This window comes from Thiorhodospira sibirica ATCC 700588, assembly GCF_000227725.2.
GTDB classification, from domain to species: Bacteria; Pseudomonadota; Gammaproteobacteria; order Ectothiorhodospirales; family Ectothiorhodospiraceae; genus Thiorhodospira; species Thiorhodospira sibirica.
The window spans coordinates 1019342-1041490 of record NZ_MU255056.1 but is presented as its reverse complement, the minus strand read 5'-3'; the positions used below and the strand labels follow the sequence as shown (position 1 = coordinate 1041490).

Genomic DNA, 22149 nt, shown 5'->3' with positions numbered 1-22149 from the left:
TTGCGTCCCAAGGAGCGCCGAGGGTTTGTTTTGTTGCCGCGACGCTGGGTTGTTGAGCGGACCTTTGGCTGGCTGAACCACTCACGCCGTCTGAGCAAGGACTACGAGCGCTTGATGTCGAGCAGCGAAGCCTGGATTTATCTCGCAATGAGTCGACTGATGGCTAACCGCTTGGTTTGAGGCGGTAGTTTCCAAACAGCTTCTTAGTGTAAATAATGGCTAAAGATTTTTCCTGGACTGCCGATATGTAGCTTGGGGATACTATAATCGTGTTTTAAAGTGCCCCGACCCATAGGTCGCTTTAGCTTTAAAAAGACTTTAAAAACAATTATTTTTAAATATTAACGCGAGGTACTGGCCATGATACCCGAGCTACTTGCCAGCAATCACCTAAAGATCGCCTCATCTTCCATTGCGCCGCATACATCCGAGGCGACGATGGCGTGGAAACAGGAAGAATTGCCTGCGGCGACCGTGGTTGCATCCAAATCCGGCAAAGATTTGCCGCCCCAGCCCCAGAGCACACAGGTGGTCAATAGCATCCCGAAAACGCAAAGCGCCCCGGCGCTTGGGAAAAATGCAACCATCGCCACGCCCGTGGATGCCAAATCTGCCAAAACCGCTGAGACCCCTCTTCCTGGAAGCACCGTTGATGAAGAGGTTGTCGATGAGGCCGTCGCCCATTTGAATGCCTATATGCAAAATATGGCACGCGATTTGCAATTTTCCATCAACGAAGATACGGGGCATACCATCATTACCGTGCTCAACCGAGAGACTCAAGAAGTCATTCGTCAGATTCCACCTGAAGTGGTGTTATCTCTGGCCAAGACGCTGTCTGAAAATAACTCGATTGAAAGCCTCTTGGATGCGGGCACGGCCTGATGCATTTCTTTTAACGCATAATGATTACCAGCAAGTGCCCGTCCCTTAGGCGCTTGAGTTCTTGTTGGTAAGGAGGCTAGAAACATGTCTGTAAGTACTTTGGGAATTGGTTCCGGGCTTGATCTTTCCAATCTTTTGGATCAGCTCGTCAAGGCGGAACGTGCGCCGGTACAAGCGCGGCTGGATGTCCGCGAAGCCACTGCCCAGGCTCAGCTGGCGGCGTTTAATACCATCAAAACCGCCATGAATGAGCTGCAAAGCGCCTCCTCTGCGTTGCGCTCGCTCAAGCAAAGCCGTACTACGGAGGTATCCGATCCTACCGTCCTGACGGCTACGGCTAGCAGCACCCTACCGGCCGGTACCAGCTATCGTATGGAAGTATCCCAGCTGGCCAGCGCACACAGCCTGACCAGCGCCCGTTTTACCGGTAATCAGGCCAAAGACATTGGGTCGGGGACTTTGAACATTAAGCTTGGCAATGGTCCTGCGGTTGCCATCGAACTGCCGGCCAAGGCTGAAAAAAATACGCTGGCCGATCTGCGCAATGCCATCAACAGCAAAGCAGGTCTGGGGGTGACGGCAACGCTGATCAATGAGGCCGATGGCAGCCAATATCTGACCTTGACTTCCCGGGAAACCGGGGCGGCAAATACTATCAACATCACCGCCGATGGCTTTTTTTCGGGGTTTACCGATAAATTTGCACCAGCCGCTGAGGGTGTCACTTTCAGTCCTGAGCAACATGCACGGATCAGTGAAGGCAAAGATGCTGTTTTCAACTTAAACGGCATTGAGTTGCAAAGCCCTAGCAATCACCTGCAAAACATCATCGACGGCATGGACATCCGCCTGCTCAAGAAAACCGAGGCAGACAGCCCGATCACCATTAACGTCTCTCAAGATCGTGATTCGGTGCGCGAAGGACTGAATAAATTTGTTGATGCCTACAACAGCGTGGTCGGACAGATTGCCGAGCTGACCCGGTTTAATGCCGAAAGCGGTGAGGCGGGTCTGATGATTGGTGACAGCACCTTAAGAGGACTGCGCACCAAACTGGCTACAGACCTGTCTGCCATGGTTGCCGGAACGCCTGGCGTTGCAGGCCAAGTGAAAAGTTTGATGGATTTGGGTGTGCGTTCCAACCCGGATAACGGTAAACTATTCCTGAATAGCTCAACGCTGGATAGCGCCCTGAACGGGGACTTTGAGCGTGTGGTCAACGTTGTCAGCGAGATTGCAACCCGATTTAACAATACCGCACGCGACTATACGCGCTTTGGTGGCTTGCTGGATAACCGCACCGAGGGCCTGCAGGTCAACCTGAAAAAGGTCACAGAAGAAAGGCAGCGGCTGGATGCCCGTATGGTCACTTATGAGGCGCGTCTGGCCAGTCAGTTTTCGGTGATGGACGGGATTGTCGGTGATCTGAAAAACACCAGTGAATACCTCTATCAACAGTTTGATTCCATCAATGCGATGATGAGCCAGCGTAAAAAGTAAGCATTGATCCATCGTCTTCAACTCAATACCACCGGAGGAGCGCTGGGTATGTACCATCCAGGCATCAATCAGGCACTGAGTCAGTATCGTCAATCAGGCACGCTGGCAGAGATTAACGAGGCAAGCCCCCATCGGCTCATTCAGATGCTGATGGAGGGCGCGCTGGAACGTATTGCCGTGGCCCGAGGGGCGATGTTGCGCGGTGATGTGGCGGTCAAAGGCGAGCGCATCAGCCGCGCCATTGACATCATCGAAGGTCTGCGCGTTCATCTGGACATGGAGAAAGGCGGCGAAATCGCGGCTAATCTGGAGGCTCTGTACGACTACATGAATCGCCAGCTGATGATGGCCAATCTGCGCAATGACCCGGCGATTTTAGACGAGGTGTCCAGCCTGATGCGCGAGATCAAGACCGCCTGGGATGCCCTGTCTGCTGAAGAAAGCGGCACCAAACCGCCCAATGCCCAGCCCAAACCGCTACCCATTGCAGGCGATGATGAGGCCCCCGCTACCCCGATGATCAAGGAGCAATCCTAATCCGTTGCAGGCGGTGGTTGCTGGTATCGTGCCAGCGCGATGCGCAGAGCCTGTGGTAATACCAGAGGTGCGGCGATGCGCTTATCGGGATGTGCAATCAACACATGCACGGTCTTGGCGTGAGCCACTGTTTTGCGGCGACCTGCGGTGAAGGTATAGGCCATGCTAAATGAGCGGGTGCTCATCTGTGCGACTTGCACCGTGACCTGAATATCATCGCCGTGGCTGATTTTCGCCAGATAATCGGCTTGGGCACTCACCAACGGCAAATGATACTCACCTTGGCGTATCATCTCTGGCAAGGGAAAGCCGATATGCGCCATAAAGGCCTCATAAGCCTCGTGCGCATGGCGAAAAAGCTGTGCAAAAAACAACACGCCCGCCGCATCGGTATCGTGTAAGCCCACGCGAAAGGTGTGAATATAGCCCGGACCATTCAGATCATCACTCACAACCTTGCTCTCGAAGTGGTGGAGGTTGGTACACAGCGCCACCCTGTCTTGCATAATCCGCCAGCACAGCCGCTGCCGCCTGGCGCTGCACATCGGCGTTTACCACAATGCCCCAGCGGTGCAGACTGGCAAGCCCTAAGGCGGGTTTGTCACCTTCATCAAAACCGGCTACCAGAATATCCTCCTCACGCGCCCCGATCACCACGCGTGCAATCCCTGACCAGGGCACTGCACCCAGACACATGGCGCAAGGTTCTGCCGAGGAATACAGAGAAAGCGGCGCCAGTGGCGCTTTGCGTAAATCCAGACAGCCCGTATGGATTTGCGCCAGAGTCAAGGCCAGCATCTCCGCATGTGTCCAGGACTGTCCGCTGGAAGTCACCAGATTCACCGCCGCCGCGACCAAAAAGCCGTGGCTGTTGGTGATCACAGCACCAAAAGGGCCGCCAGTGTGATGTTGAATATTTTTAGCAGAGAGAGCAATTGCCAAATCCATCGCATGTGCATCGTCTAAAGGGATCCCTAGATAAGACGGCAGATACGACTCAAACCATTTTGGCAGGTTAACTTGCACAAACCAGGGCTGGGTGTGTGACACAGCATGGCTCCCTGAAAAAAGGCAATGGGATGTACACCCTCGGAATCAATACCGAGGCATGAATAGATACTCGCGCCGCTTTGGCATGTATTGCCAAATCGCCAGGCACTGTCCATTGAGCGGACAAGATGGGCACGGGTATCAAGCAAGTATTCAAGAGTGAGATATTGGCCTGTTCAGGCCACAATGACAAGCCCCAAAGGGCGGGTAACACAGAAAAAAAGCAGAGAGAACAACGATGGTGCCGAAGAGAGGACTTGAACCTCCACGGGGTTACCCCCACTAGTACCTGAAACTAGCGCGTCTACCAATTCCGCCACCTCGGCAGGTGAGGATCATACATCTACTGTGTAATCAGGCGCATAATTTTATGCATTCAGAGGATGTCTGTCAATACTTATCTCTGATTATGTTAGCCCAAAGCAGTAATGTCCCCTTCGTCCAATTCTAAAATGTCCCCTTTATATTTAAGCGGGAGGGGCACGCATGACGAAGGAGCACATTACGATGAGTCACAAAGAAATTGACCGACTAGAGATGATTCAGGCGGTGGCGAACAAGCATCTGCGGCAGGCCGAGGCGGCCCAGCGCCTGGGGTTGAGCGTGCGCCAGGTCAAGCGCCTGGTTCGCCGCTATCGTGAGCATGGGGCGACAGGGCTACGCAGTGGCCACCGTGGCCGACGTCCCAATAACGCCATTGCCGAGACAGTACGCCAGGAGGTGCTCGCCTTGGTCAAGACGCACTACACCGACTTTGGCCCCACCCTGGCCTGCGAAAAGCTGGCCGAGCGCCATGGTCATCATCTCTCGGTCGAGACCCTGCGCCAGTGGATGGTGGCCGATGGGCTATGGCAGCCCAAGCAACGCAAGCAAGCCCGCATTCATCAGCGCCGTCCACGCCGCCCCTGCCTGGGGGAGCTCATTCAAATCGACGGCTCGCCCCATGACTGGTTTGAGGTGCGCGGCCCGCGCTGTACCCTGATTGTGTTCATCGACGACGCCACAGGGCGCCTGATGGCCCTGCGCTTCGTGCCCGCCGAGACCACCCAGGCCTACATGGAGACCCTACAGCAATACCTGGATCAGCACGGACGTCCGGTGGCCCTCTACTCAGACAAACACAGCATCTTCCGTGTCAATCATCCTGAGCACGACGGGGAGCTGACCCAGTTTTCCCGCGCCCTCAAGACCCTCGACATCGCCGCCATTCATGCCAACACGCCTCAGGCCAAGGGGCGGGTGGAGCGGGCCAACCAGACCCTGCAAGACCGTTTGGTCAAGGAGCTGCGCCTGCGTGAGATCTCGGACATCGACGCCGCCAACGCCTTCCTCCCCACCTTCATGGCCGACTTCAACGCCCGCTTCGCCGTCGAGCCACAAAGCCCCCAGGATGCCCACCGACCGGTGCTGCACAGCCCCGAGGAGCAGGCCCTCATCCTTTGCCTGCACCATACCCGTAAGCTCTCCAAGAACCTTTGCTTCCAGTTCAAGAACCGGGAATATCAGCTTCAGGGACAGGGCAAGGGCTACCGCCTGCGGGGTGCCACCCTCACCGTCTGCGAGGCCTTCGACGGCACCATCACCCTCCTGCACCAGGGGCACATCATGCCTTACCGTCTGTTGGCTGAGGGCGAACCGCCCACACCGCTGGATGATGAAAAAAGTGTCCACCACAGCGTCGACCAGGCCAAGGCAAAACAGACCGCCAAGCCAACCTACAAACCGGCGCCGGACCACCCTTGGAGAGGTCGGGGCAACATCACTCCGGCACCAGCCCAAACACCATAACCACGCATTCTACGGGGGACACTTCTGCTTTGCACAAAAGGGGACTTTTCTGAATTGGGTTGACATACTTATCTCTGATTATTTTAAGATGCGGTGAATGCTGCAGGGGTGAGGATGCCATGAAAACCGTCTGCTTGCCGGGATAAACCAAAAAACGGGGCGGTGGAAGAACCATGCAAAACGCAACGCTTAAGCGTGTATCCACGTTCACATGCGGCGTTTTCGGGTTCTGTTAGCCACCGCCCCATCGACTGCTGTTACACTGCGGGTCCATGCCTGATCAATCAGCTTGCTTGCGCAAAAAGGCCGGAATATCCAGATAATCCATATCCAGATTATGCGCCGCATTACCGCTTTGTTGCGGGTTGTTGCTTTGCTGGCGAATGACCGTGGGCCGATCAAGCTTGCCGTAGTCAACATCACCGTGATGATGATCTGCGCCCATTCCGGGCATTTTACGGTCAACGAGCTTAACGCGTGGACGTTCTGCGCTGGCACGTTGTTCCTGACGCATTGGACCTAAACCGGTGGCCACCACGGTGACGCGCAATTCGTCAGACGCTTCATGATCAATCACCGTGCCGACGACCACCGTGGCCTCCTCGGAGGCAAATTCCTTGATGGCATCACCGACTTCCTTAAATTCACCCATGGATAAATCCGGCCCGGCGGTGATATTCACCAAAATTCCGCGCGCCCCGGCGATGTCAATGTCTTCCAGCAGGGGACTGGCAATGGCAGCCTCGGCGGCGACACGGGCGCGATCTTCCCCATCAGCGATGCCGGTGCCCATCATCGCCATGCCCATTTCTGACATGACGGCCCGCACGTCGGCAAAGTCTACGTTGATCAAACCCGGACGGGTGATCAGTTCGGCAATGCCCTGCACGGCATTAAGCAGTACGTTGTTGGCGGCGCGGAAGGCATCCAGCAGGGTGATGTTATTGCCCAGGACGGTCAGTAGCTTTTCATTGGGAATGGTGATCAGGGAGTCAACCGATTTGCTGAGGGTTTCCATGCCTGCCAGGGCAATCTGCATGCGCTTTTTGCCTTCAAAGGGAAACGGTTTGGTGACCACGGCAACGGTTAAAATCCCCATTTCCTTGGCAATTTGTGCCACTACCGGGATGCCGCCGGTACCGGTACCACCGCCCATGCCGGCGGTGATGAAGACCATATCGGCACCTTCAATCACCTCCTGAATGCGCTCGCGATCTTCCAACGCTGCTTCACGCCCAATGGCCGGATCGGCGCCTGCACCGAGGCCACGGGTGATATGCCCGCCCAGTTGTAGCATCGTTTTGGCGTTAAGATTTTTGAGCGCTTGGGCATCCGTGTTGGCGCAAATAAAATCAACCCCCTCGACATTGGAATTCACCATGTGCTGCACGGCATTGCAGCCGCCCCCGCCAACGCCGATCACTTTGATGACCGCGCTTGGCGGATAGCTTTCCATCAATTCAAACATAGTACCCTCCTACAATCATTGAAAACCCAGATGTAAATGAAAACCCCATACCTTGCCCCGATTATGCTTATGATGCTGTCGTGTATTTTTCAGCGCTCCCCGGTTTTACAGACCGTGTATATAACGGGCTACCGGCTGACATGAATCGCTTCGTCAGTTAAAACCCCCGGTCAAACCAGCCTCTCATGGTTGCCCAAACGGATTTGATCCCCGTATTGTTACGGTGGCTGTCAATGCCCATCTGCATCCGGCTATGGTAGCCAAAGAGCAATAAGCCAATGCCGGTGGAATGAATGGGGTTTTTGATTTCTTCTTCCATGCCGGTCACATATTGAGGAATCCCCAGGCGCACGGGCATGTGAAAGACTTCCTCGGCCAGTTCCAGAACCCCATCCATCTTGGACGCCCCGCCCGTGAGCACAATGCCCGCAGCAACCAGCTCTTCACATCCGGAGCGGCGCAGTTCTGCCTGCACCAGGGAAAACAGCTCTTCATAGCGTGGTTCAACCACGCCCGCCAGGGTCTCGCGCGACAGACGCTTGGTCGGTCGTTCGCCCACGCTGGGAACATCAATGTTTTCCTCAGGGTCGGCGATTTGTCGCAGTGCACAAGCATAGCGGATTTTTATATCCTCGGCATACTGTGTCGGGGTGCGCAAAGCCACCGCAATGTCATTGGTGACCTGATCCCCGGCGATGGGAATCACGGCAGTGTGGCGAATGGCGCCTTCAGTAAAGACGGCAATGTCGGTGGTTCCGCCGCCAATATCCACCAGACATACGCCCAGCTCTTTTTCATCGTCGGTCAGGACTGCATAGCTTGAGGCAATCTGCTGCAAGATGATGTCATCGGCCTCCAGACCGCAGCGGCGCACGCATTTGATGATATTCTGGGCGGCAGAGACCGCACCGGTCACCAGGTGTACCCGCGCCTCCAGGCGTACCCCGGACATGCCGATGGGCTCGCGGATGCCTTCTTGTTCGTCAATGATGAACTCTTGGGGCAGAATATGCAAAATTCGCTGATCCGCCGGAATTGCCACGGCGCGTGCCGCATCAATCACCCGTTCCACGTCGGCCTGGGTGACTTCTTTTTCCTTGATGGCCACCACCCCGTTGGAATTGAGGCTGCGGATATGGCTGCCGGCAATGCCGGCATAGACGGAATGAATCTGGCAGCCCGCCATCAGTTCGGCCTCTTCGATGGCGCGTTGAATCGACTGGACGGTGGACTCGATATTGACCACAACGCCTTTTTTCAGGCCACGCGTGGGATGCGAACCAATGCCGATGATTTCGATGGCGCCATCCGCAGAAATTTCGCCCACAATGGCCTCAACTTTCGAGGTGCCAATATCCAGGCCAACTATCATCCCCTTGTCAGATCGCTTTGACATAAAAGCCTTTTCCCCAAATCTTTTCTATCATGAAACACAAATGATGCGGCGTACCTGCACCTTGGGTCATTTGCGCGAAAATAGCGTCTATTTTACACAGCCTACAGATAAAGCTCAGGCATTGCCTTGCAGAATGGGTGCATCACTGCTAAACGGCGCAGGGTTTCAGCGCGCCGGGGGGCGCTCGGTGTCGTTAAGCCAGGCCACCGCTGCGCCGTTGGTGTAGCGCAGATCAATATGCTTGAGCGGTTGCTCGCGGTGCGCCCGGATGTGCGGATACATGCGCACGAGGCGCTCAACGCTGGCCTGATCCACCCGCCGTCCCATCATGACCTGCATGCCGTCGGCAAACTCGATACGCCAGGCTCGCCGGGCATCTTCATACAATCCTACAACCTCAAGATCAATGTCCGCTAGACGCGCCTGTACCGCCAGATAGCGATTCATCAACACGCGGTGGCGCCCGTCATTGCCTTGCAAGTGTGGCAGACCAAGCGGGAAGCTGCTCACAGCAGGCTTGATAATCTCGCCATATTGCGTCATCAGGCCATCCGTGCCCCAGTAGGCCACCGCAACCTCTTCGGTGATATGCACGACCACCTGATCTGGCCAGATACGCCGCACCGTGGCGGCATAGACCCACGGCAAGGCGCGCAGGGCCTGCTCCAGCTCATCCAGGTCAAGGCTGAAAAAACCGCCACTGACCAGCGGCGCCATTGCCTCGGTTAACTCACTGCGACTCTGGTAGCGAATCTCGCCTTCAATTAACACATTGCGAATGGCCAAGGTGTTTGGGTGGTGCAGATATTCCCATCCACGCACCATCACCACGGTTAATCCCAATATTATCAGGCCATGCAGGGCAAAACGCCACACAACAGACCAATAGGGCCACGGCGTATGGGCAGGCCGGGCCCGGCGTTTAGCCATACGGTCAGACACAGTGCCTGGCTTCCTGTTTAGGTCTTAGCGACGCTGCTCGCCAGAATCTGCAAGACCAAGGTATCAAAATCAATCCCGGCGGCCTTGGCCGCCATCGGCACCAGACTGTGATCGGTCATGCCCGGCACGCTGTTGATTTCAATCAGCCACGACTGGCCTTTGGCATCCAGCATCAGATCTACGCGCCCCCAGCCTGAACCGCCGGTGATCTTAAAGGCTTTGTGGGCCAAGGCGCGCAGGCTTGCTTCCTGGGCGGCAGGCAAACCGGCCGGACAATGGTATTGCGTCGTGCTGCTGTGATATTTGGCCTCATAATCATAAAAGGCATGTGGCGTTTCCAGACGAATGATCGGCAGGGCCTGATCTCCCAGCACAGCGGCGGTCAGCTCAACGCCGTCGATCCAGCGCTCGGCAAACACCGGCCCGCCGCAGACACTGGCCTCCTGATAGGCGCGGGCAAAATGGGCCAGACGCTCCACCTTGGTAATGCCGACGCTGGAGCCTTCCAGCGCAGGCTTGACGATGCACGGAAAACCCAGATGCGCCGCCACTTCCTCAGCATCAAAGCCCGGCTCTAACAGCAGATAATCCGGCGTGGGCAGACCTGCACCCCCCCACACATGTTTGGTTGCCAGTTTATCCATTCCCAAGGCGCAGCCAAGCACGCCGCTTCCGGTATATGGCAGGCCCATCACCTCCAGCGCCCCCTGCAAAACCCCATCCTCGCCCCCGCGTCCATGCAGCGCAATAAAGGCCCGATCAAAGGAGGCTTGCTGCAAAACCGTCAGAATATCTTGTCCGACATCAATGCCCTGGGCATCAACGCCACAACGCAACAGGGCCTGCAATACCGCCTGGCCACTTCTGAGCGAGACCTCGCGTTCTGCGGAATGCCCACCCATTAACACGGCAACTTTGCCAAAGGCTTGTATCTCTTTATCGCTCATCATTTATTCTTTTAATCAGTGTGTCATCCGTCGAAGGCGTCCCGAGAATCTGAATCTCGGGGGCAAGTGAAATGCCGTGGATTTGGGCAACGCGATGCTGCACCGCATGAATCAGCGCCTCAATCTGCGCAGCGCTCGCGCCCCCTTCATTGATAATGAAATTCGCATGCTTGTGTGATACCACCGCCGCCCCAATACGCAGCCCCTTAAGACCCGCCTGATCAATCAGTTGCGCCGCAAAGCCACCCGGGGGATTTTTAAACACAGAACCGGCGCAGGCCTGTCCGACCGGTTGGGTTGCCCGACGTTTGGCTAACAATGCGTGGGTACGTTCCTTGATGGCCGCCGGATCATCGGCAGACAACGCCAGAGAAGCCTGCACAAACCATTGATCGGGCGGCCCTTCGACATGGCGATAACCGATGTCAAAATCAGCCGGTGTATAGTGATATAGCCGACCCTGGCGGTCGATGGTGTCTACGGAGTGTACCAAGGTCCAAATTTCGCCGCCCCAGGCCCCGGCATTCATGCGCAAGGCGCCGCCCACAGTCCCCGGAATCGCCGCTAAAAATTCCGCACCGCTCAGACCCAGGCGTGCACAAAAACGTGCCAGCACAGCACAACTCAGCCCCGCCCCGGCGGTTACGGTATGTGAGGCAATCTGCGCCAGCGTGTTTAAGCCCCCTGCGGTGGCAATCACGGTGCCCGCAATACCGCCGTCACGCACCAAGACATTACTGCCCAGCCCCAGCCACAGCAGCGGCTCATCGTCGGCCGGCGCCGCCAAAAAGTGCTGTAACTCAAGCAGACTCGCCGGGCGGTAAAAACGCCGTGCCGGGCCACCAACTCGCCAGGTGGTATGCTGCTGCAGGGGCTCATCTTCAAGCCATGAGGCGCTGCGTGCTGTCAACGGGCCAGATCCTTGGGCAGATGTGTGGCAAGGCTGCCAACATTACCTGCCCCTTGGGTGAGCAAGACATCACCATCACGCAATACAGATTTAAGCTGTTGTGCCAGCGCCTGCGGGTTGGCGACAAACACCGGCGGCTGCGCAGCGCGTTGCGCCACCGCCTTGGCCAGCGCCTGACCGTCAATGCCGGGAAGGGCAGCCTCACCGGCTGCGTAGATGTCCATGAGCACCAAGACCTCGGGTAAGGCAAGTACCCGGGCAAATTCGTCAAAAAGATCACGGGTACGGCTGTAGCGATGCGGTTGAAACGCCAGCACCACGCGCCGATCAGGCCACGCCGCCCGTGCGGCCTGCAAGGTGGCCGCAATTTCGGTGGGATGATGGCCATAATCGTCAACCCATATCACTTTTCCAGCGGCAGTGTCAAGCTCTCCATGCAGCTGAAAGCGGCGCTCAATTCCCTGAAACTGCGCCAGGGCACGTTGTATCGCCGCGTCCTCAATCCCCAGCTCAGTGGCAATCGCAATCGCAGCCAAGGCATTGAGTACATTATGCCGTCCCGGCAGATTCAAGGTCAGCGGCAAAAGCGGCGCAGAGTGAGGCCGTTTGACCTTGAAATGGGTGCAGGTGCCATCGGCGTGAACCTCAAGCGCCTGTACATCGGCCTCGATGTCAATGCCATAAGTGACCACCGGACGCCCCAGTTTAGGCGTCAGGGCGCGCAGATGCGGATCATGAGCACACAACACCGCCAGACCATAAAACGGCAGATGCTGTAAAAATTCCAGAAAGGTCGCCTGCAGCTGCGCGAAATCGCCGCCATAGGTGCTTAAATGATCGGCATCCACATTGGTGACAATCGCCATCATCGGCTGCAGGTGCAGAAAAGAGGCATCACTTTCATCCGCCTCGGCCACCAAGTATGCGCTTTGCCCCAGACGTGAATGTGAACCTGTACTTTTAAGCCGCCCGCCGATCACAAAGGTTGGATCCAGTCCGCCTTCGGCCAGCAGACTCACCAAAAGACTGGTTGTCGTGGTTTTTCCATGCGTACCGGCGACCGCAATGCCATAGCGAAAACGCATCAATTCAGCGAGCATCTCGGCCCTGCGCACCACCGGGATACGCTGCGCCAGCGCCGCGCAGCGCTCCGGGTTATCTTCTGTGATCGCGCTTGAGACCACCAAGACATCCGCCCCGTGAATCTGCGCGGCATCATGGCCTTCCCAGATATGCGCCCCCAAGGCCCGCAGGCGCTGGGTGACACTGTTGCTGCTGACATCCGAGCCCGTTACCGTATAGCCCAGATTCAATAACACCTCGGCAATGCCACCCATGCCGGAACCGCCGATCCCCACCATGTGAATCCGCCGGATGCGCCGCATCGCCATTTCCGGGGCAAGGTGTGCTATCGCAGCGGCATTACCCGCAGGTCGTGTATTCATTCGTTTAAAAGCCCCCTTATCCGCCTTGAGTAGAAGCCAGGCCACCCAGACGCAGACAGTGGTCTGCCACCGTCTGCGTCGCCAAGGGCTTAGCCAGGGTGCGCGCCTGCCGGGCCATGACCAGCGCCTGTGCGCGATCCAGTCCCGCCAGGCCATCGGCCAGCGTCTCAGGATTGCATTGCGTTTCTGGCAGGCACAGCGCCGCGCCGGCATCGACTAAATACTGTGCATTATGGCGTTGATGATCATCTACCGCATGCGGATAGGGCACCAAAATGGCCCCCAATCCGGCAGCGGCCAGCTCCGCTAAGGTCAACGCCCCGGCGCGGCAGATCACAATATCCGCCCAGGCATAGGCCGCCGCCATGTCCTCAATAAACGGGCTAAGCTGCTGGGGCGTGATACCCGCATCTGCATACGCCTGCTGTGCCTGCGCCAGGGTACGCTGCCCCGTTTGATGAATCACCGTATAAGCGCGGCGCTCCGCCAGCAAGGCCAAGGCCGCCGGCACTGACTGATTCAAGGTCAACGCGCCCAAACTGCCACCGAGAACTAAAAGGCGCAACGGCCCCTCACGGTCTTGAAAGCGGTGCTCGGGGGGCGGCAAAGCCGCAATGGCCTCACGCACCGGATTGCCCACAGTAATTGCCTGGCGCGAGGCTGGAAAGGTCTGTGGAAAGGCCTCTAAAACCTGATCGGCAAGCCGGGCCAGACTGCGATTGGTTAAACCGGCAATACTGTTTTGCTCATGGATCATTAAAGGATAGCCTAAGGCTGCAGCCATCAGCCCGCCAGGTCCCGAAGCAAAGCCCCCAAAGCCCAGCACCACCGCTGGACGCAGGCGGTGCATCAAGATCAAGGCCGCCCATAAAGCATGACTCAAACGCCAGGGCGCCAGGAGCCAGGTCATCAGGCCGCGCCCGCGCAGACCGCTGACCGGCAGGGTATGCACGGGAAAACCGGCCTGTGTGACCAGCGCTACCTCCATGCCCCCCTGAGTGCCCAGCCAGATCACCTCAACGCCGCGTGCGCGCAGGTTTTGCGCCACCGCCAGACCCGGAAAAACATGCCCTCCGGTACCACCGGCCATGATTAACACACACTGCTTTCTCGCAAAACGCCCCATACGCCTTCTATTTAAACTGTAATTCGGTAAATGCCGAACGGGCCAAGCGCCGCTGACGGCGAATCAAGCCCAGCTGCGTTTCATAATGCACCCGCAATAACAACCCCATGGCCGCACAGCTAACCAGCATGGAACTGCCGCCATAACTCATCAACGGCAAGGTCAGCCCTTTGGTGGGCAGCAGCGCCATATTCACCCCGATATTGATAAAGGCCTGCAAGGCAAACCAGATGGCAATGCCATAGCTCAGATAGGCCCCAAAATCATCACGGATTTGCTCGGCCATCGCGCCAATGACAAAGGCCCGCCACACCAGCAGACTGTACAAGGCAATCACCACCACAATACCGACCAGACCCAACTCCTCGGCCAGCACCGCAAATAAAAAATCGTTATGCGCCTCTGGCAGATAAAACAGCTTTTGCACACTGCCGCCCAGACCGACCCCGAACCACGAACCACTACCGATGGCGATCAAGGACTGGGTTAACTGAAAACCGGTATTGTATGGATCCGTCCACGGATCCATAAAGCTGGTCAGACGCGCCAGACGATACGGCGACGAATACGCCAGAAAAGCCATCATGGCCGACACCGAGCCAACCAGCAAACCAAAAGGCAGCCACTTGGCCCCGCCCAAAAACAACATCCCCAGACCAATCGCCATCAACACCACTGCCGCCCCAAAATCCGGCTGCTGCAGCAACAAAACGGCCAACAGGCCAAGGATGATCAAAGGCTTGAAAAAGCCAAACCAGGTCTTTTGCAAAGCCTCCTTGCAGCGCACCATATAACTGGCGACATAAATCACCACCACCAGCTTGGCAATCTCGGAAACCTGCAGATTAAACGGCCCCAGCGACAACCAGCGGGTGGCCCCTTTGACATTCTTGCCAATGCCCGGCAACAACACGACCACCAGCAAAACCAACAGCGCCAGCACCAGCAGATAGGTGATCTTTTCCCATTGCTGCAAACTGAGCTGATACACCACCAGCGCGGTACCCAGTCCCAATACCACATAAATCAACTGGCGCTGGAGAAAATAAAAAGGACTCGACAGATTGCGCTCGGCAATCCCGATCGAGGCCGAGGTCACCATGATCAGGCCCAGCACCAACAGACCCGCCACCGCCAGCACCAACAGCCCATCCACACGCTCCAGATGCGTCTGCGTCCGTGGCCACCATCCCAAGGGCGGCTCCGGCACCGTCCTGGCGCGATGCATAACACGTTTTGTGGATGATTCATGCGCCACCCGCAGTACCCCTCAATCAAGAAACATCCGCCAAAGCCTCAGCCAAAACATCGGCATCAGCGCATTATTTAAACACGGATTCTAAGCGTTTCACCGCAAACTTGCAGCATGGCAAACAGAAAAATCAGCCATACGTACACCGCACAGCGCCCGCTGGGCAAAAGCAAAGATTTAATGCAAAAGGGGAATTGCCTGTGATGCCCAGGCGGGACTTGGTGTTTTTCAGAAAGCAGAGGCAGGGAGCAGCGCCTGGATTGTGTTATCCCGCATGGCGGAGCGGAGCGGCGAGTGCTCAAACGTGGGCGTCATGAAAAGATGTACCCCGAGAGGCGCAGGATAGGCTGGTAGATAGCGATACTTTTAACAACATACCAGCAAATTCTAATGTAGTCATAGATTAAAATTTGATGCAGTATTTAATGCCCGCAACATTGATCCAGAACAATAAAATAGCGATACCGCAATGCAGCAAATACGCGCCGGAACAGCACGCTATCGCGGTGGTGTAGCCGATACTTCGCGGTGGATTTGCTGTGCCCGCGTGACGAAGGCATCAACCAGGTGATGGGTGAGGGAATGAAACACCGGTCCGAGGGTCAGGCGCATCAGGGTGTTGGAGAATTCAAAATCCAGATCCAGGCTGACTTGGCTCCCCTGCGGCAGAGTACGAAAATTCCAGGCCCCGTGCAGATATTTAAACGGCCCATCGACCAATTGCATATCAATGCGTTGGTGGGGGCGCAAGCGGTTGCGGGTGGTGAAGGATTTGTGTAATGTCCCTTTGGCCAGTTCGATGCTCGCCTGCAGTTCATCATCGCGCTGCCAGTGAATATGTGCAGCGCGGCAGTGCGGCAAAAACTGGGGATAGGATGCAATATCGTTGACCAGCTGATACATCTGTTCGACGCTGTAGGGAACCAGGGCCTGGCGGTGAATCGAGGGCATGGGTGAACGTCCGAAATAAACCTGAGTGACTTGATTTCCGGCAGAGAAAGCCGGGCCATGTGGTGGCATTATCTTGATGCCACCAAGAGAAATGCGACGGCGGGAAGCCGCCGTCGCATTTCTAGGGTTTTTTATTCAGATCAGTCCCACTGCGCGCAAAAAGATCAGCGCAATGGCAATGGGGGCCACGAAGCGCACGAGGTAATACCACACATAAAACAGCCAGCGTTGGCGCATGGCTAATTCTTCCTGCACCGAGCTGATTTTCATCTTAAAGCCGACAAACAGGGCAATCAAAAAGCCACCCAGCGGTAGCAGAATGTTTGAGGTGAGATAATCCAGGGTATCGAAGAAGGTCATTCCCAGGAAGGTGTAATTGGCCCATAGGCTAAACGACAAGATGGAGCCAATCCCTAAAAACCAGGCCACGCCGCCGATGATAGAGGCCGCTTTGGCGCGATCCATCTCATGGTTTTCCGCAAGCCAGGCGGTGGCCGGTTCCATGATGGAAATCGCCGAGGTCCAGGCCGCCAGCACCAGCAGGGTGAAAAACAGGGTCGCAAACACGGTGCCGCCGGGCATCTGCGCAAAGGCCAAGGGCAAGGTGACAAAGATCAGGCCGGGGCCTTGTGCCGGTTCCAGGGCCGAGGCAAAGACAATCGGGAAGATGGCAAGCCCCGCCAGTAATGCCACCAGGGTATCCGCAGAGACTACCACCGCAGCGGTTTTGACAATGGAGGCCTGAGAGCTCAGATAAGAGCCATAGGCCATGATCGCCCCCATGCCCAGACTCAAGGTGAAGAAGGCTTGCCCCATCGCCAGCAGGATGGAATTGGTGGTCAGGCTGGCAAAATCCGGACGGAACATAAAGGCAAAGCCCTGCCAGAAATTGCCCTCAATAGCGGCATAGCCCACCAGCAAGACCAATACCACCAACAGCCCCGGCATCAGCAATTTAACCGCTTTTTCCAGGCCCGATTGTACGCCGCGTGCCACCACCATTACCGTCATAATCATAAAGATGGTATGCCAGGCGAGCAGTTTTTCCGGATCACTGATGAGCGCGGTAAACAGCGCACTGACCCCCTCGGCATCCAGGCCCGCAAAACTGGCCCCGCCGGCGCGAAACAGATACGCCAAGGTCCAGCCGGCGATTACGCTATAAAACGAGAGAATGAAAAAGCCCGTCACCACGCCCAGCCAGCCAATCCCGCCCCACAGCGGCGAGCGTCCCTCATCCCGCGCCAGACTGAGCATGGTATTGATCGGGCTTTGGCGCCCGCGTCGCCCGAGCATGATCTCGGCAATCATGATCGGCAGACCCAGCAAGAGAATACACAGCAGATACACCAGCACAAAGGCCCCGCCGCCATTTTCCCCGGCGATATACGGAAAGCGCCAGATATTGCCAAGACCGACCGCCGAGCCGGTCGCTGCAAGGATAAAGGCCACCCGGGATGACCATTGGCCGTGAATGGATGTCTTGATGATCATGATGATTCCCCTCGGCAGGCAACATCCACAGGGACATCACCGCCCAGGATTCCCCCCTCATGTACGATAGATTGCGCAAAACAAGGCTCAATACCCTGTTTCCCCCGATGACAGCGCCTTAAACGCAGCAAATCGCCCAAGTCGCCGCAAGCGGTTTGTATCACAACCCGCTGCTCCTAAAAACCTAAACAAAGTTGCTTATGCGATTTTTAGGCACTTCGCTCTCCGTTGATAACACCCTTGCGGGCGAGCAACTGGAGTCCGGGTTGAGCAGTCCCAACCGAATGGCCGGTCAACACCGGCAACATGGGCGGTTTCAGCCGTCGAAACCCAGCTTGCGCCATAAAACTTGCCTCGGCGTTCATCCTGAACAGAGAACAACTTTGCGATTCGACTTAGACCCCGACCATGGAACGCGAAACCTTCGCGCTTGTAGATAACCTATCTACAATGGAGAATTCTGATAAACAATGAAGAAAAAATCAAGAACTGTTTTTTGCTCCCCCTGTGCGACGTTTTCCACAACCTGGGGGCGGGACTGATTTATTTCATCGTGACCAGCTCCTCGGCGCTGGTGGGGTGGATGGCGATGGTGTCGTCAAAATCGCGTTTGGTGGCACCCATGCGCAGGGCCACGGCGAAGCCCTGGAGCATTTCATCGGCACCGGGGCCAATGATGTGAATGCCGACGATGCGTTCCTGGGCGCCGACGCAGACCAGTTTCATGGCGGTTTTGACTTTGCGTTCAGTGAGGCTGTAAAACATGGAGGTAAAGCGGGTGCTGTAGACCTTGACGCCTTCGCCGTGGGTTTCGCGGGCCTCGTCTTCGGTCAGTCCCACGGTGGCAATCGGCGGATGGGAGAAGATGACGCTGGGGATGTTTTCATATTCCAGACGGCGCTCACTTTGTCCGCCAAACAGGCGATCCGCCAGGCGCCGTCCAGCAGCAATCGCCACCGGGGTCAGAAGGGCGCGTCCGGTGACATCACCAATGGCATAAACCCCGGCGACGTTGGTGTTTTGGTAGGCATCGACGCAGATATGTCCCTGTGCATCGGTGAGAATGCCGGCGGCCTGCAGGTTGAGCCGGGCCGTGTTGGGCTGGCGTCCGGTGGCGAAAATCACGCAGTCAAATACGCCGGTGCATTGCCCTTGATCACAGCGCAGCTCAACGTGTCCCTGACCCTGTTCATGCAGGCTTTTGATGTCGGTGCGGGGAAAGAGGTTGATGCCATCGGCGAGCATTTGTTCGGTGAGGTGTTCGCGCAGCATCGCATCAAAGGGATGCAGCAGGTGTTCGCGGCGCAGATACAGGCTGACCTGTGAGCCAAGGGCATTGAGCACCCCGGCCAGTTCGACGGCGATATACCCCGCGCCGATGATGGCGACGTTTTGCGGCTGACGCTGCAAGGCAAAAAATCCATCGGAATCAATGCCCAGCTCGGCACCGGGAATCTCGGGGATAGCCGGTTGACCGCCGCTGGCAATGACGATGTGTTTGGCCTGAAGGCGCTGCCCGTTGACTTCAACCGTCTGCGCATTGAGCAGACGCGCCTCGCCCATGATGGCGTCCACCTGCGAGTCTTCCAGATAGGTGTGATACCAGGCATTGATGCCGCTGACCATCGCATCACGCGCCCGGGTGAGGGTGCCCCAGTCAAACGAATGCTTGCTGTGCGGATCACCAAAGCCGTAGTCGTGCATCTCCTCGCGCTGGTGGGCGAGTTGCGCGGCGTACCACATGAGTTTTTTAGGAACACACCCGGCATTGACACAGGTGCCGCCGAGCAGATGCTGTTCAATGACCGCACAGCGGGCACCATAACGTGCGGCCCGCTCGGCAACGGAAAGCCCCCCGCTGCCACCGCCGATGGCAATCAGATCATAGGATGGCTGCATGAATAAGTCCTCGTACACGATACCGCCGCTGTAGCGGCTGTGGATTAGCGGTTGATTGGCCGGTCAGGCATCTGGGAGCGCACAGCACCCGCAGCGCAAGAAAAACCGTAGGGCTACGGGTTTTAAGGGCTTTGTGTAGCGGGTGCTACGCGCTTCCAGGGCACGGCGGCGGGGGCAGCCAGGCTACCCCCGGGCGGGTCTTAAAGACCTTTGAATTGCAGACGATGCTGGTGCAATAAGGGTTCGGTGTAGCCGTTAGGCTGTTCGCGTCCTTTAAAGACCAGATCACAGGCCGCCTGGAAGGCTTTGGAGCGTTCATAGTCCGGGGCCATGGGGCGATAGGCCGGATCAGTGGCATTTTGCTGATCCACCACCTTGGCCATACGCTTGAGGGTTTCCAGCACCTGCGCCTGGGTACACAGGCCGTGATGCAGCCAGTTGGCAATGTGCTGGCTGGAGATGCGCAAGGTGGCGCGGTCTTCCATCAAGCCGATGTTGTGAATATCGGGAACCTTGGAGCAGCCGATGCCCTGCTCAACCCAGCGCACCACATAGCCGAGAATGCCTTGGGCGTTGTTGTCGAGTTCTTCCTGAATCGCCTGGCTGTCAAAATCGGTGGCCTTGGCCAGCGGGATTTGCAGGATGTCATCCAGCGAAGCATGAGGGCGCGAGGCCAGTTTGGCCTGCACCTCGCTGACTTCGACGTCATGATAATGCAAGGCATGCAAGGTAGCGGCGGTGGGGGAGGGAACCCAGGCAGTATTGGCTCCGGATTGCACATGGGCGATTTTCTGCTTGAGCATATCCGCCATGCGATCGGGCATGGCCCACATCCCCTTGCCGATCTGCGCATGTCCGGGCAGACCGCAACGCAACCCCACATCGACATTCCACTGCTCGTAGCTTTGCAGCCAGGTGGAGGTCTTCATCTGGTTTTTGCGGATCATCGGGCCGGCTTCCATGGAGGTGTGCATTTCATCGCCGGTGCGGTCCAAAAAGCCGGTGTTGATGAACACGATGCGCTCTTTGACTTCGCGGATACACGCCTTGAGATTGACGGTGGTGCGGCGTTCCTCATCCATTACGCCCATTTTCAGGGTATTGCGCGCCAGCCCCAGCAGGTCTTCAATGCGGGCAAACAGGGTATTGGCAAAGGCCACCTCTTCGGGGCCGTGCATTTTCGGTTTGACGATATACACAGAGCCGGTGCGCGAATTGCGCAGACCGCCCTGAGCCAGCAGGTCATGCTTGGCAATCAGGCTGGTGATCACGCCGTCCAAAATCCCCTCCGGGATATCTTCGCCGTGGGCATCGCGTACCGCCGCAATGTTCATCAAGTGACCGACATTGCGCACAAACATCAAGGAGCGGCCATGTCGACTGACCTGATCCTGGCCATTGGGCGCGGTATAGACGCGATCAGCATGGAGGGTGCGCTTGACCGTACCGCCAGCCTTGCTGAAACTGGCGCTGAGGGTACCTTGCATCAGTCCCAGCCAATTGCGATAGACCTGTACCTTATCATGGGCATCGACCGCTGCCACGGAATCCTCGCAGTCCATAATGGTGGTCAGCGCCGCTTCCACCAGAATATCCTGCACCCCGGCAGGGTCGGTTTTGCCAATCAGACCGCTGCGGTCAATCTGGATTTCCAGATGCAGTCCGTGATGCTCCAGCAAAATGGCCTGCGGGTCTTGAGGGTCGCCCTGATACCCGATGAACTGCGACGGATCACGCAGCAGGGCAATCGAGCCATCCGCTTGCTGCACATGTAATTGCCCGTCGCTGATCTGGTAACCGCTGGCATTGTGATGGGAGGCATGTTCCAGCGGGGCGCACTGATCCAGCAAGCGCCGTCCAAAGGCAATGACATGAGCCCCGCGTGAGGGGTTGTAGTCAGCCCCGCGTGCAGTTTCGCCGCTGTCGGCAATGGCATCTGTGCCATACAGGGCATCATACAGACTGCCCCAGCGGGCATTGGCGGCATTCAGGGCATAGCGGGCATTGCTCATCGGCACCACCAACTGTGGCCCGGCCAGCTTGATCTCTACATCCACATTTTGGGTGCTGACCTTGAAATCCTCACCTTCCGGCTGCAGATAGCCAATCTCGCCCAGAAAAGCCTTGTAGGCGGCAAAATCAAAGGCATTGCGATGCTGTTGATGCCAGCTGTCAATCTGTGCCTGGAGCTTGGCCCGCTTTTGCAGCAGGGCGCGATTTTGCGGCACAACATCCGCCACCAACTGGCCAAAACCGCTCCAAAAGGCCTCGCGCTCAACGCCCGTGCCGGGTAAGGCCTCATCATTGACAAAATCAAACAAGGGCTTGGCAATCTGCAGACCACCGTGGTGGACGTATTCAGTCATCGTTGGGTCTTCCTCTGTGCTGTATCTGTTATGTATTAGGGGCGATGCGGTTATTTTGTCTAAGGGTTATGCACCGCTACGCTGCGCTAAAAAGCTCAACTCCACCTGAAAAAGCCATGCCACAAGGCTGGCAAAACAGTTTATTATATCAAGCATTGCCGTGGCGGCATCATTTGGATCTGGATCGCCAAGT

At 56.8% G+C, this 22149-nt stretch carries 18 protein-coding genes, 1 tRNA gene and 1 pseudogene; 5 read left to right on the top strand and 15 right to left on the bottom strand.

The features are described 5' to 3' along the window. From THISIDRAFT_RS14675 to fliS, 4 genes and pseudogenes are all read left to right on the top strand, one after another. The coding region (locus THISIDRAFT_RS14675) for a transposase (RefSeq protein WP_246585326.1) at positions 1–180 on the top strand (180 nt) is incomplete at its 5' end. A gap of 180 nt (positions 181–360) precedes the next feature. After that, positions 361–885 (top strand): flagellar protein FlaG, encoded by a 525-nt coding sequence (locus THISIDRAFT_RS04970; protein WP_006788594.1) that lies wholly within the window; start codon positions 361–363, stop codon positions 883–885. A gap of 84 nt (positions 886–969) precedes the next feature. Next, on the top strand, positions 970–2385 hold the full coding sequence (gene fliD, locus THISIDRAFT_RS04965) for a flagellar filament capping protein FliD (protein ID WP_006788595.1): 1416 nt from the start codon (positions 970–972) through the stop codon (positions 2383–2385). 48 nt (positions 2386–2433) lie between these two features. Beyond that, positions 2434–2829 (top strand): annotated as a pseudogene (gene fliS / locus THISIDRAFT_RS04960) (flagellar export chaperone FliS); the annotation flags it as partial. Positions 2830–2918: 89 nt separating this feature from the next. Here fliS and THISIDRAFT_RS04955 read toward each other — a convergent pair. The 3 genes from THISIDRAFT_RS04955 to THISIDRAFT_RS04945 form a co-directional block, all read right to left on the bottom strand. Next, complete coding sequence (locus tag THISIDRAFT_RS04955) at positions 2919–3374, bottom strand: acyl-CoA thioesterase (protein WP_050984948.1); 456 nt, start codon at positions 3372–3374, stop codon at positions 2919–2921. Continuing rightward, positions 3367–3870: a nucleoside deaminase gene (locus THISIDRAFT_RS04950; protein WP_050984949.1), complete on the bottom strand. Its 504-nt coding sequence runs from the start codon at positions 3868–3870 to the stop codon at positions 3367–3369. The genes THISIDRAFT_RS04955 and THISIDRAFT_RS04950 overlap by 8 nt, the downstream gene beginning before the upstream one ends. A gap of 341 nt (positions 3871–4211) precedes the next feature. After that, positions 4212–4298, bottom strand: a tRNA-Leu gene (locus THISIDRAFT_RS04945). A gap of 160 nt (positions 4299–4458) precedes the next feature. Here THISIDRAFT_RS04945 and THISIDRAFT_RS04940 point away from each other — a divergent pair. Next, a complete protein-coding gene (locus THISIDRAFT_RS04940; RefSeq protein ID WP_006786022.1) occupies positions 4459–5760 on the top strand; it encodes an ISNCY family transposase in 1302 nt (433 codons plus the stop codon). A gap of 280 nt (positions 5761–6040) precedes the next feature. On the opposite strand, the gene ftsZ is transcribed toward THISIDRAFT_RS04940, so the two are convergent. The 12 genes from ftsZ to THISIDRAFT_RS04880 form a co-directional block, all read right to left on the bottom strand. Continuing rightward, the gene (ftsZ, locus tag THISIDRAFT_RS04935; RefSeq protein WP_006787169.1) at positions 6041–7228 is read right to left on the bottom strand and encodes a cell division protein FtsZ; all 1188 of its coding nucleotides are present in this window, start codon (positions 7226–7228) and stop codon (positions 6041–6043) included. 157 nt (positions 7229–7385) lie between these two features. Further along, the gene (gene ftsA, locus THISIDRAFT_RS04930; protein WP_006787168.1) at positions 7386–8624 is read right to left on the bottom strand and encodes a cell division protein FtsA; all 1239 of its coding nucleotides are present in this window, start codon (positions 8622–8624) and stop codon (positions 7386–7388) included. Positions 8625–8789: 165 nt separating this feature from the next. Further along, positions 8790–9554 carry a cell division protein FtsQ/DivIB gene (locus THISIDRAFT_RS04925; RefSeq protein WP_040852004.1) on the bottom strand — a complete coding sequence of 255 codons (765 nt, stop codon included), beginning with the start codon at positions 9552–9554 and terminating at the stop codon, positions 8790–8792. A gap of 29 nt (positions 9555–9583) precedes the next feature. Continuing rightward, entirely contained in the window at positions 9584–10516 is a 933-nt protein-coding gene (locus THISIDRAFT_RS04920; protein WP_040852003.1) for a D-alanine--D-alanine ligase, read from the bottom strand. Then, complete coding sequence (gene murB / locus THISIDRAFT_RS04915; protein ID WP_006787165.1) at positions 10503–11423, bottom strand: UDP-N-acetylmuramate dehydrogenase; 921 nt, start codon at positions 11421–11423, stop codon at positions 10503–10505. Before murB ends, THISIDRAFT_RS04920 begins: the two co-directional genes overlap by 14 nt. Continuing rightward, a complete protein-coding gene (gene murC / locus THISIDRAFT_RS04910) occupies positions 11420–12868 on the bottom strand; it encodes a UDP-N-acetylmuramate--L-alanine ligase (protein ID WP_169312426.1) in 1449 nt (482 codons plus the stop codon). Before murC ends, murB begins: the two co-directional genes overlap by 4 nt. A 16-nt stretch (positions 12869–12884) precedes the next feature. Beyond that, on the bottom strand, positions 12885–13994 hold the full coding sequence (gene murG / locus THISIDRAFT_RS04905) for an undecaprenyldiphospho-muramoylpentapeptide beta-N-acetylglucosaminyltransferase (protein ID WP_006787163.1): 1110 nt from the start codon (positions 13992–13994) through the stop codon (positions 12885–12887). Between the two features lie 7 nt (positions 13995–14001). Further along, positions 14002–15222, bottom strand: coding sequence for a putative lipid II flippase FtsW (gene ftsW / locus THISIDRAFT_RS04900; protein WP_006787162.1), 1221 nt, complete (start codon positions 15220–15222; stop codon positions 14002–14004). 522 nt (positions 15223–15744) lie between these two features. Further along, the gene (locus THISIDRAFT_RS04895; protein ID WP_006787161.1) at positions 15745–16197 is read right to left on the bottom strand and encodes a type II toxin-antitoxin system RatA family toxin; all 453 of its coding nucleotides are present in this window, start codon (positions 16195–16197) and stop codon (positions 15745–15747) included. 135 nt (positions 16198–16332) lie between these two features. Next, positions 16333–17691, bottom strand: a complete 1359-nt coding sequence (locus tag THISIDRAFT_RS04890; protein ID WP_006787160.1) for a sodium-dependent transporter — start codon at positions 17689–17691, stop codon at positions 16333–16335. A 543-nt stretch (positions 17692–18234) separates the two neighbouring features. Further along, on the bottom strand, positions 18235–19590 hold the full coding sequence (gene gorA, locus THISIDRAFT_RS04885) for a glutathione-disulfide reductase (RefSeq protein WP_006787159.1): 1356 nt from the start codon (positions 19588–19590) through the stop codon (positions 18235–18237). Positions 19591–19790: 200 nt separating this feature from the next. Further along, positions 19791–21956, bottom strand: a complete 2166-nt coding sequence (locus tag THISIDRAFT_RS04880; RefSeq protein ID WP_006787158.1) for a malate synthase G — start codon at positions 21954–21956, stop codon at positions 19791–19793. Positions 21957–22149: the final 193 nt, after the last annotated feature.

Excerpts from the sequence above, each read along its gene's own strand:
- gorA (WP_006787159.1), bottom strand. The coding sequence starts at position 19,590 with ATGCAGCCATCCTATGATCTGATTGCCATCGGCGGTGGCAGCGGGGGG.
- THISIDRAFT_RS04920 (WP_040852003.1), bottom strand. The coding sequence starts at position 10,516 with ATGATGAGCGATAAAGAGATACAAGCCTTTGGCAAAGTTGCCGTGTTA.
- THISIDRAFT_RS04890 (WP_006787160.1), bottom strand. The coding sequence starts at position 17,691 with ATGATCATCAAGACATCCATTCACGGCCAATGGTCATCCCGGGTGGCC.
- murG (WP_006787163.1), bottom strand. The coding sequence starts at position 13,994 with ATGGGGCGTTTTGCGAGAAAGCAGTGTGTGTTAATCATGGCCGGTGGT.
- THISIDRAFT_RS04950 (WP_050984949.1), bottom strand. The coding sequence starts at position 3,870 with ATGGATTTGGCAATTGCTCTCTCTGCTAAAAATATTCAACATCACACT.
- ftsW (WP_006787162.1), bottom strand. The coding sequence starts at position 15,222 with ATGCATCGCGCCAGGACGGTGCCGGAGCCGCCCTTGGGATGGTGGCCA.
- ftsA (WP_006787168.1), bottom strand. The coding sequence starts at position 8,624 with ATGTCAAAGCGATCTGACAAGGGGATGATAGTTGGCCTGGATATTGGC.
- fliD (WP_006788595.1), top strand. The coding sequence starts at position 970 with ATGTCTGTAAGTACTTTGGGAATTGGTTCCGGGCTTGATCTTTCCAAT.
- murC (WP_169312426.1), bottom strand. The coding sequence starts at position 12,868 with ATGAATACACGACCTGCGGGTAATGCCGCTGCGATAGCACACCTTGCC.
- THISIDRAFT_RS04880 (WP_006787158.1), bottom strand. The coding sequence starts at position 21,956 with ATGACTGAATACGTCCACCACGGTGGTCTGCAGATTGCCAAGCCCTTG.
- THISIDRAFT_RS04940 (WP_006786022.1), top strand. The coding sequence starts at position 4,459 with ATGACGAAGGAGCACATTACGATGAGTCACAAAGAAATTGACCGACTA.
- ftsZ (WP_006787169.1), bottom strand. The coding sequence starts at position 7,228 with ATGTTTGAATTGATGGAAAGCTATCCGCCAAGCGCGGTCATCAAAGTG.
- THISIDRAFT_RS04895 (WP_006787161.1), bottom strand. The coding sequence starts at position 16,197 with ATGCCCTCGATTCACCGCCAGGCCCTGGTTCCCTACAGCGTCGAACAG.
- THISIDRAFT_RS04970 (WP_006788594.1), top strand. The coding sequence starts at position 361 with ATGATACCCGAGCTACTTGCCAGCAATCACCTAAAGATCGCCTCATCT.
- THISIDRAFT_RS04925 (WP_040852004.1), bottom strand. The coding sequence starts at position 9,554 with ATGGCTAAACGCCGGGCCCGGCCTGCCCATACGCCGTGGCCCTATTGG.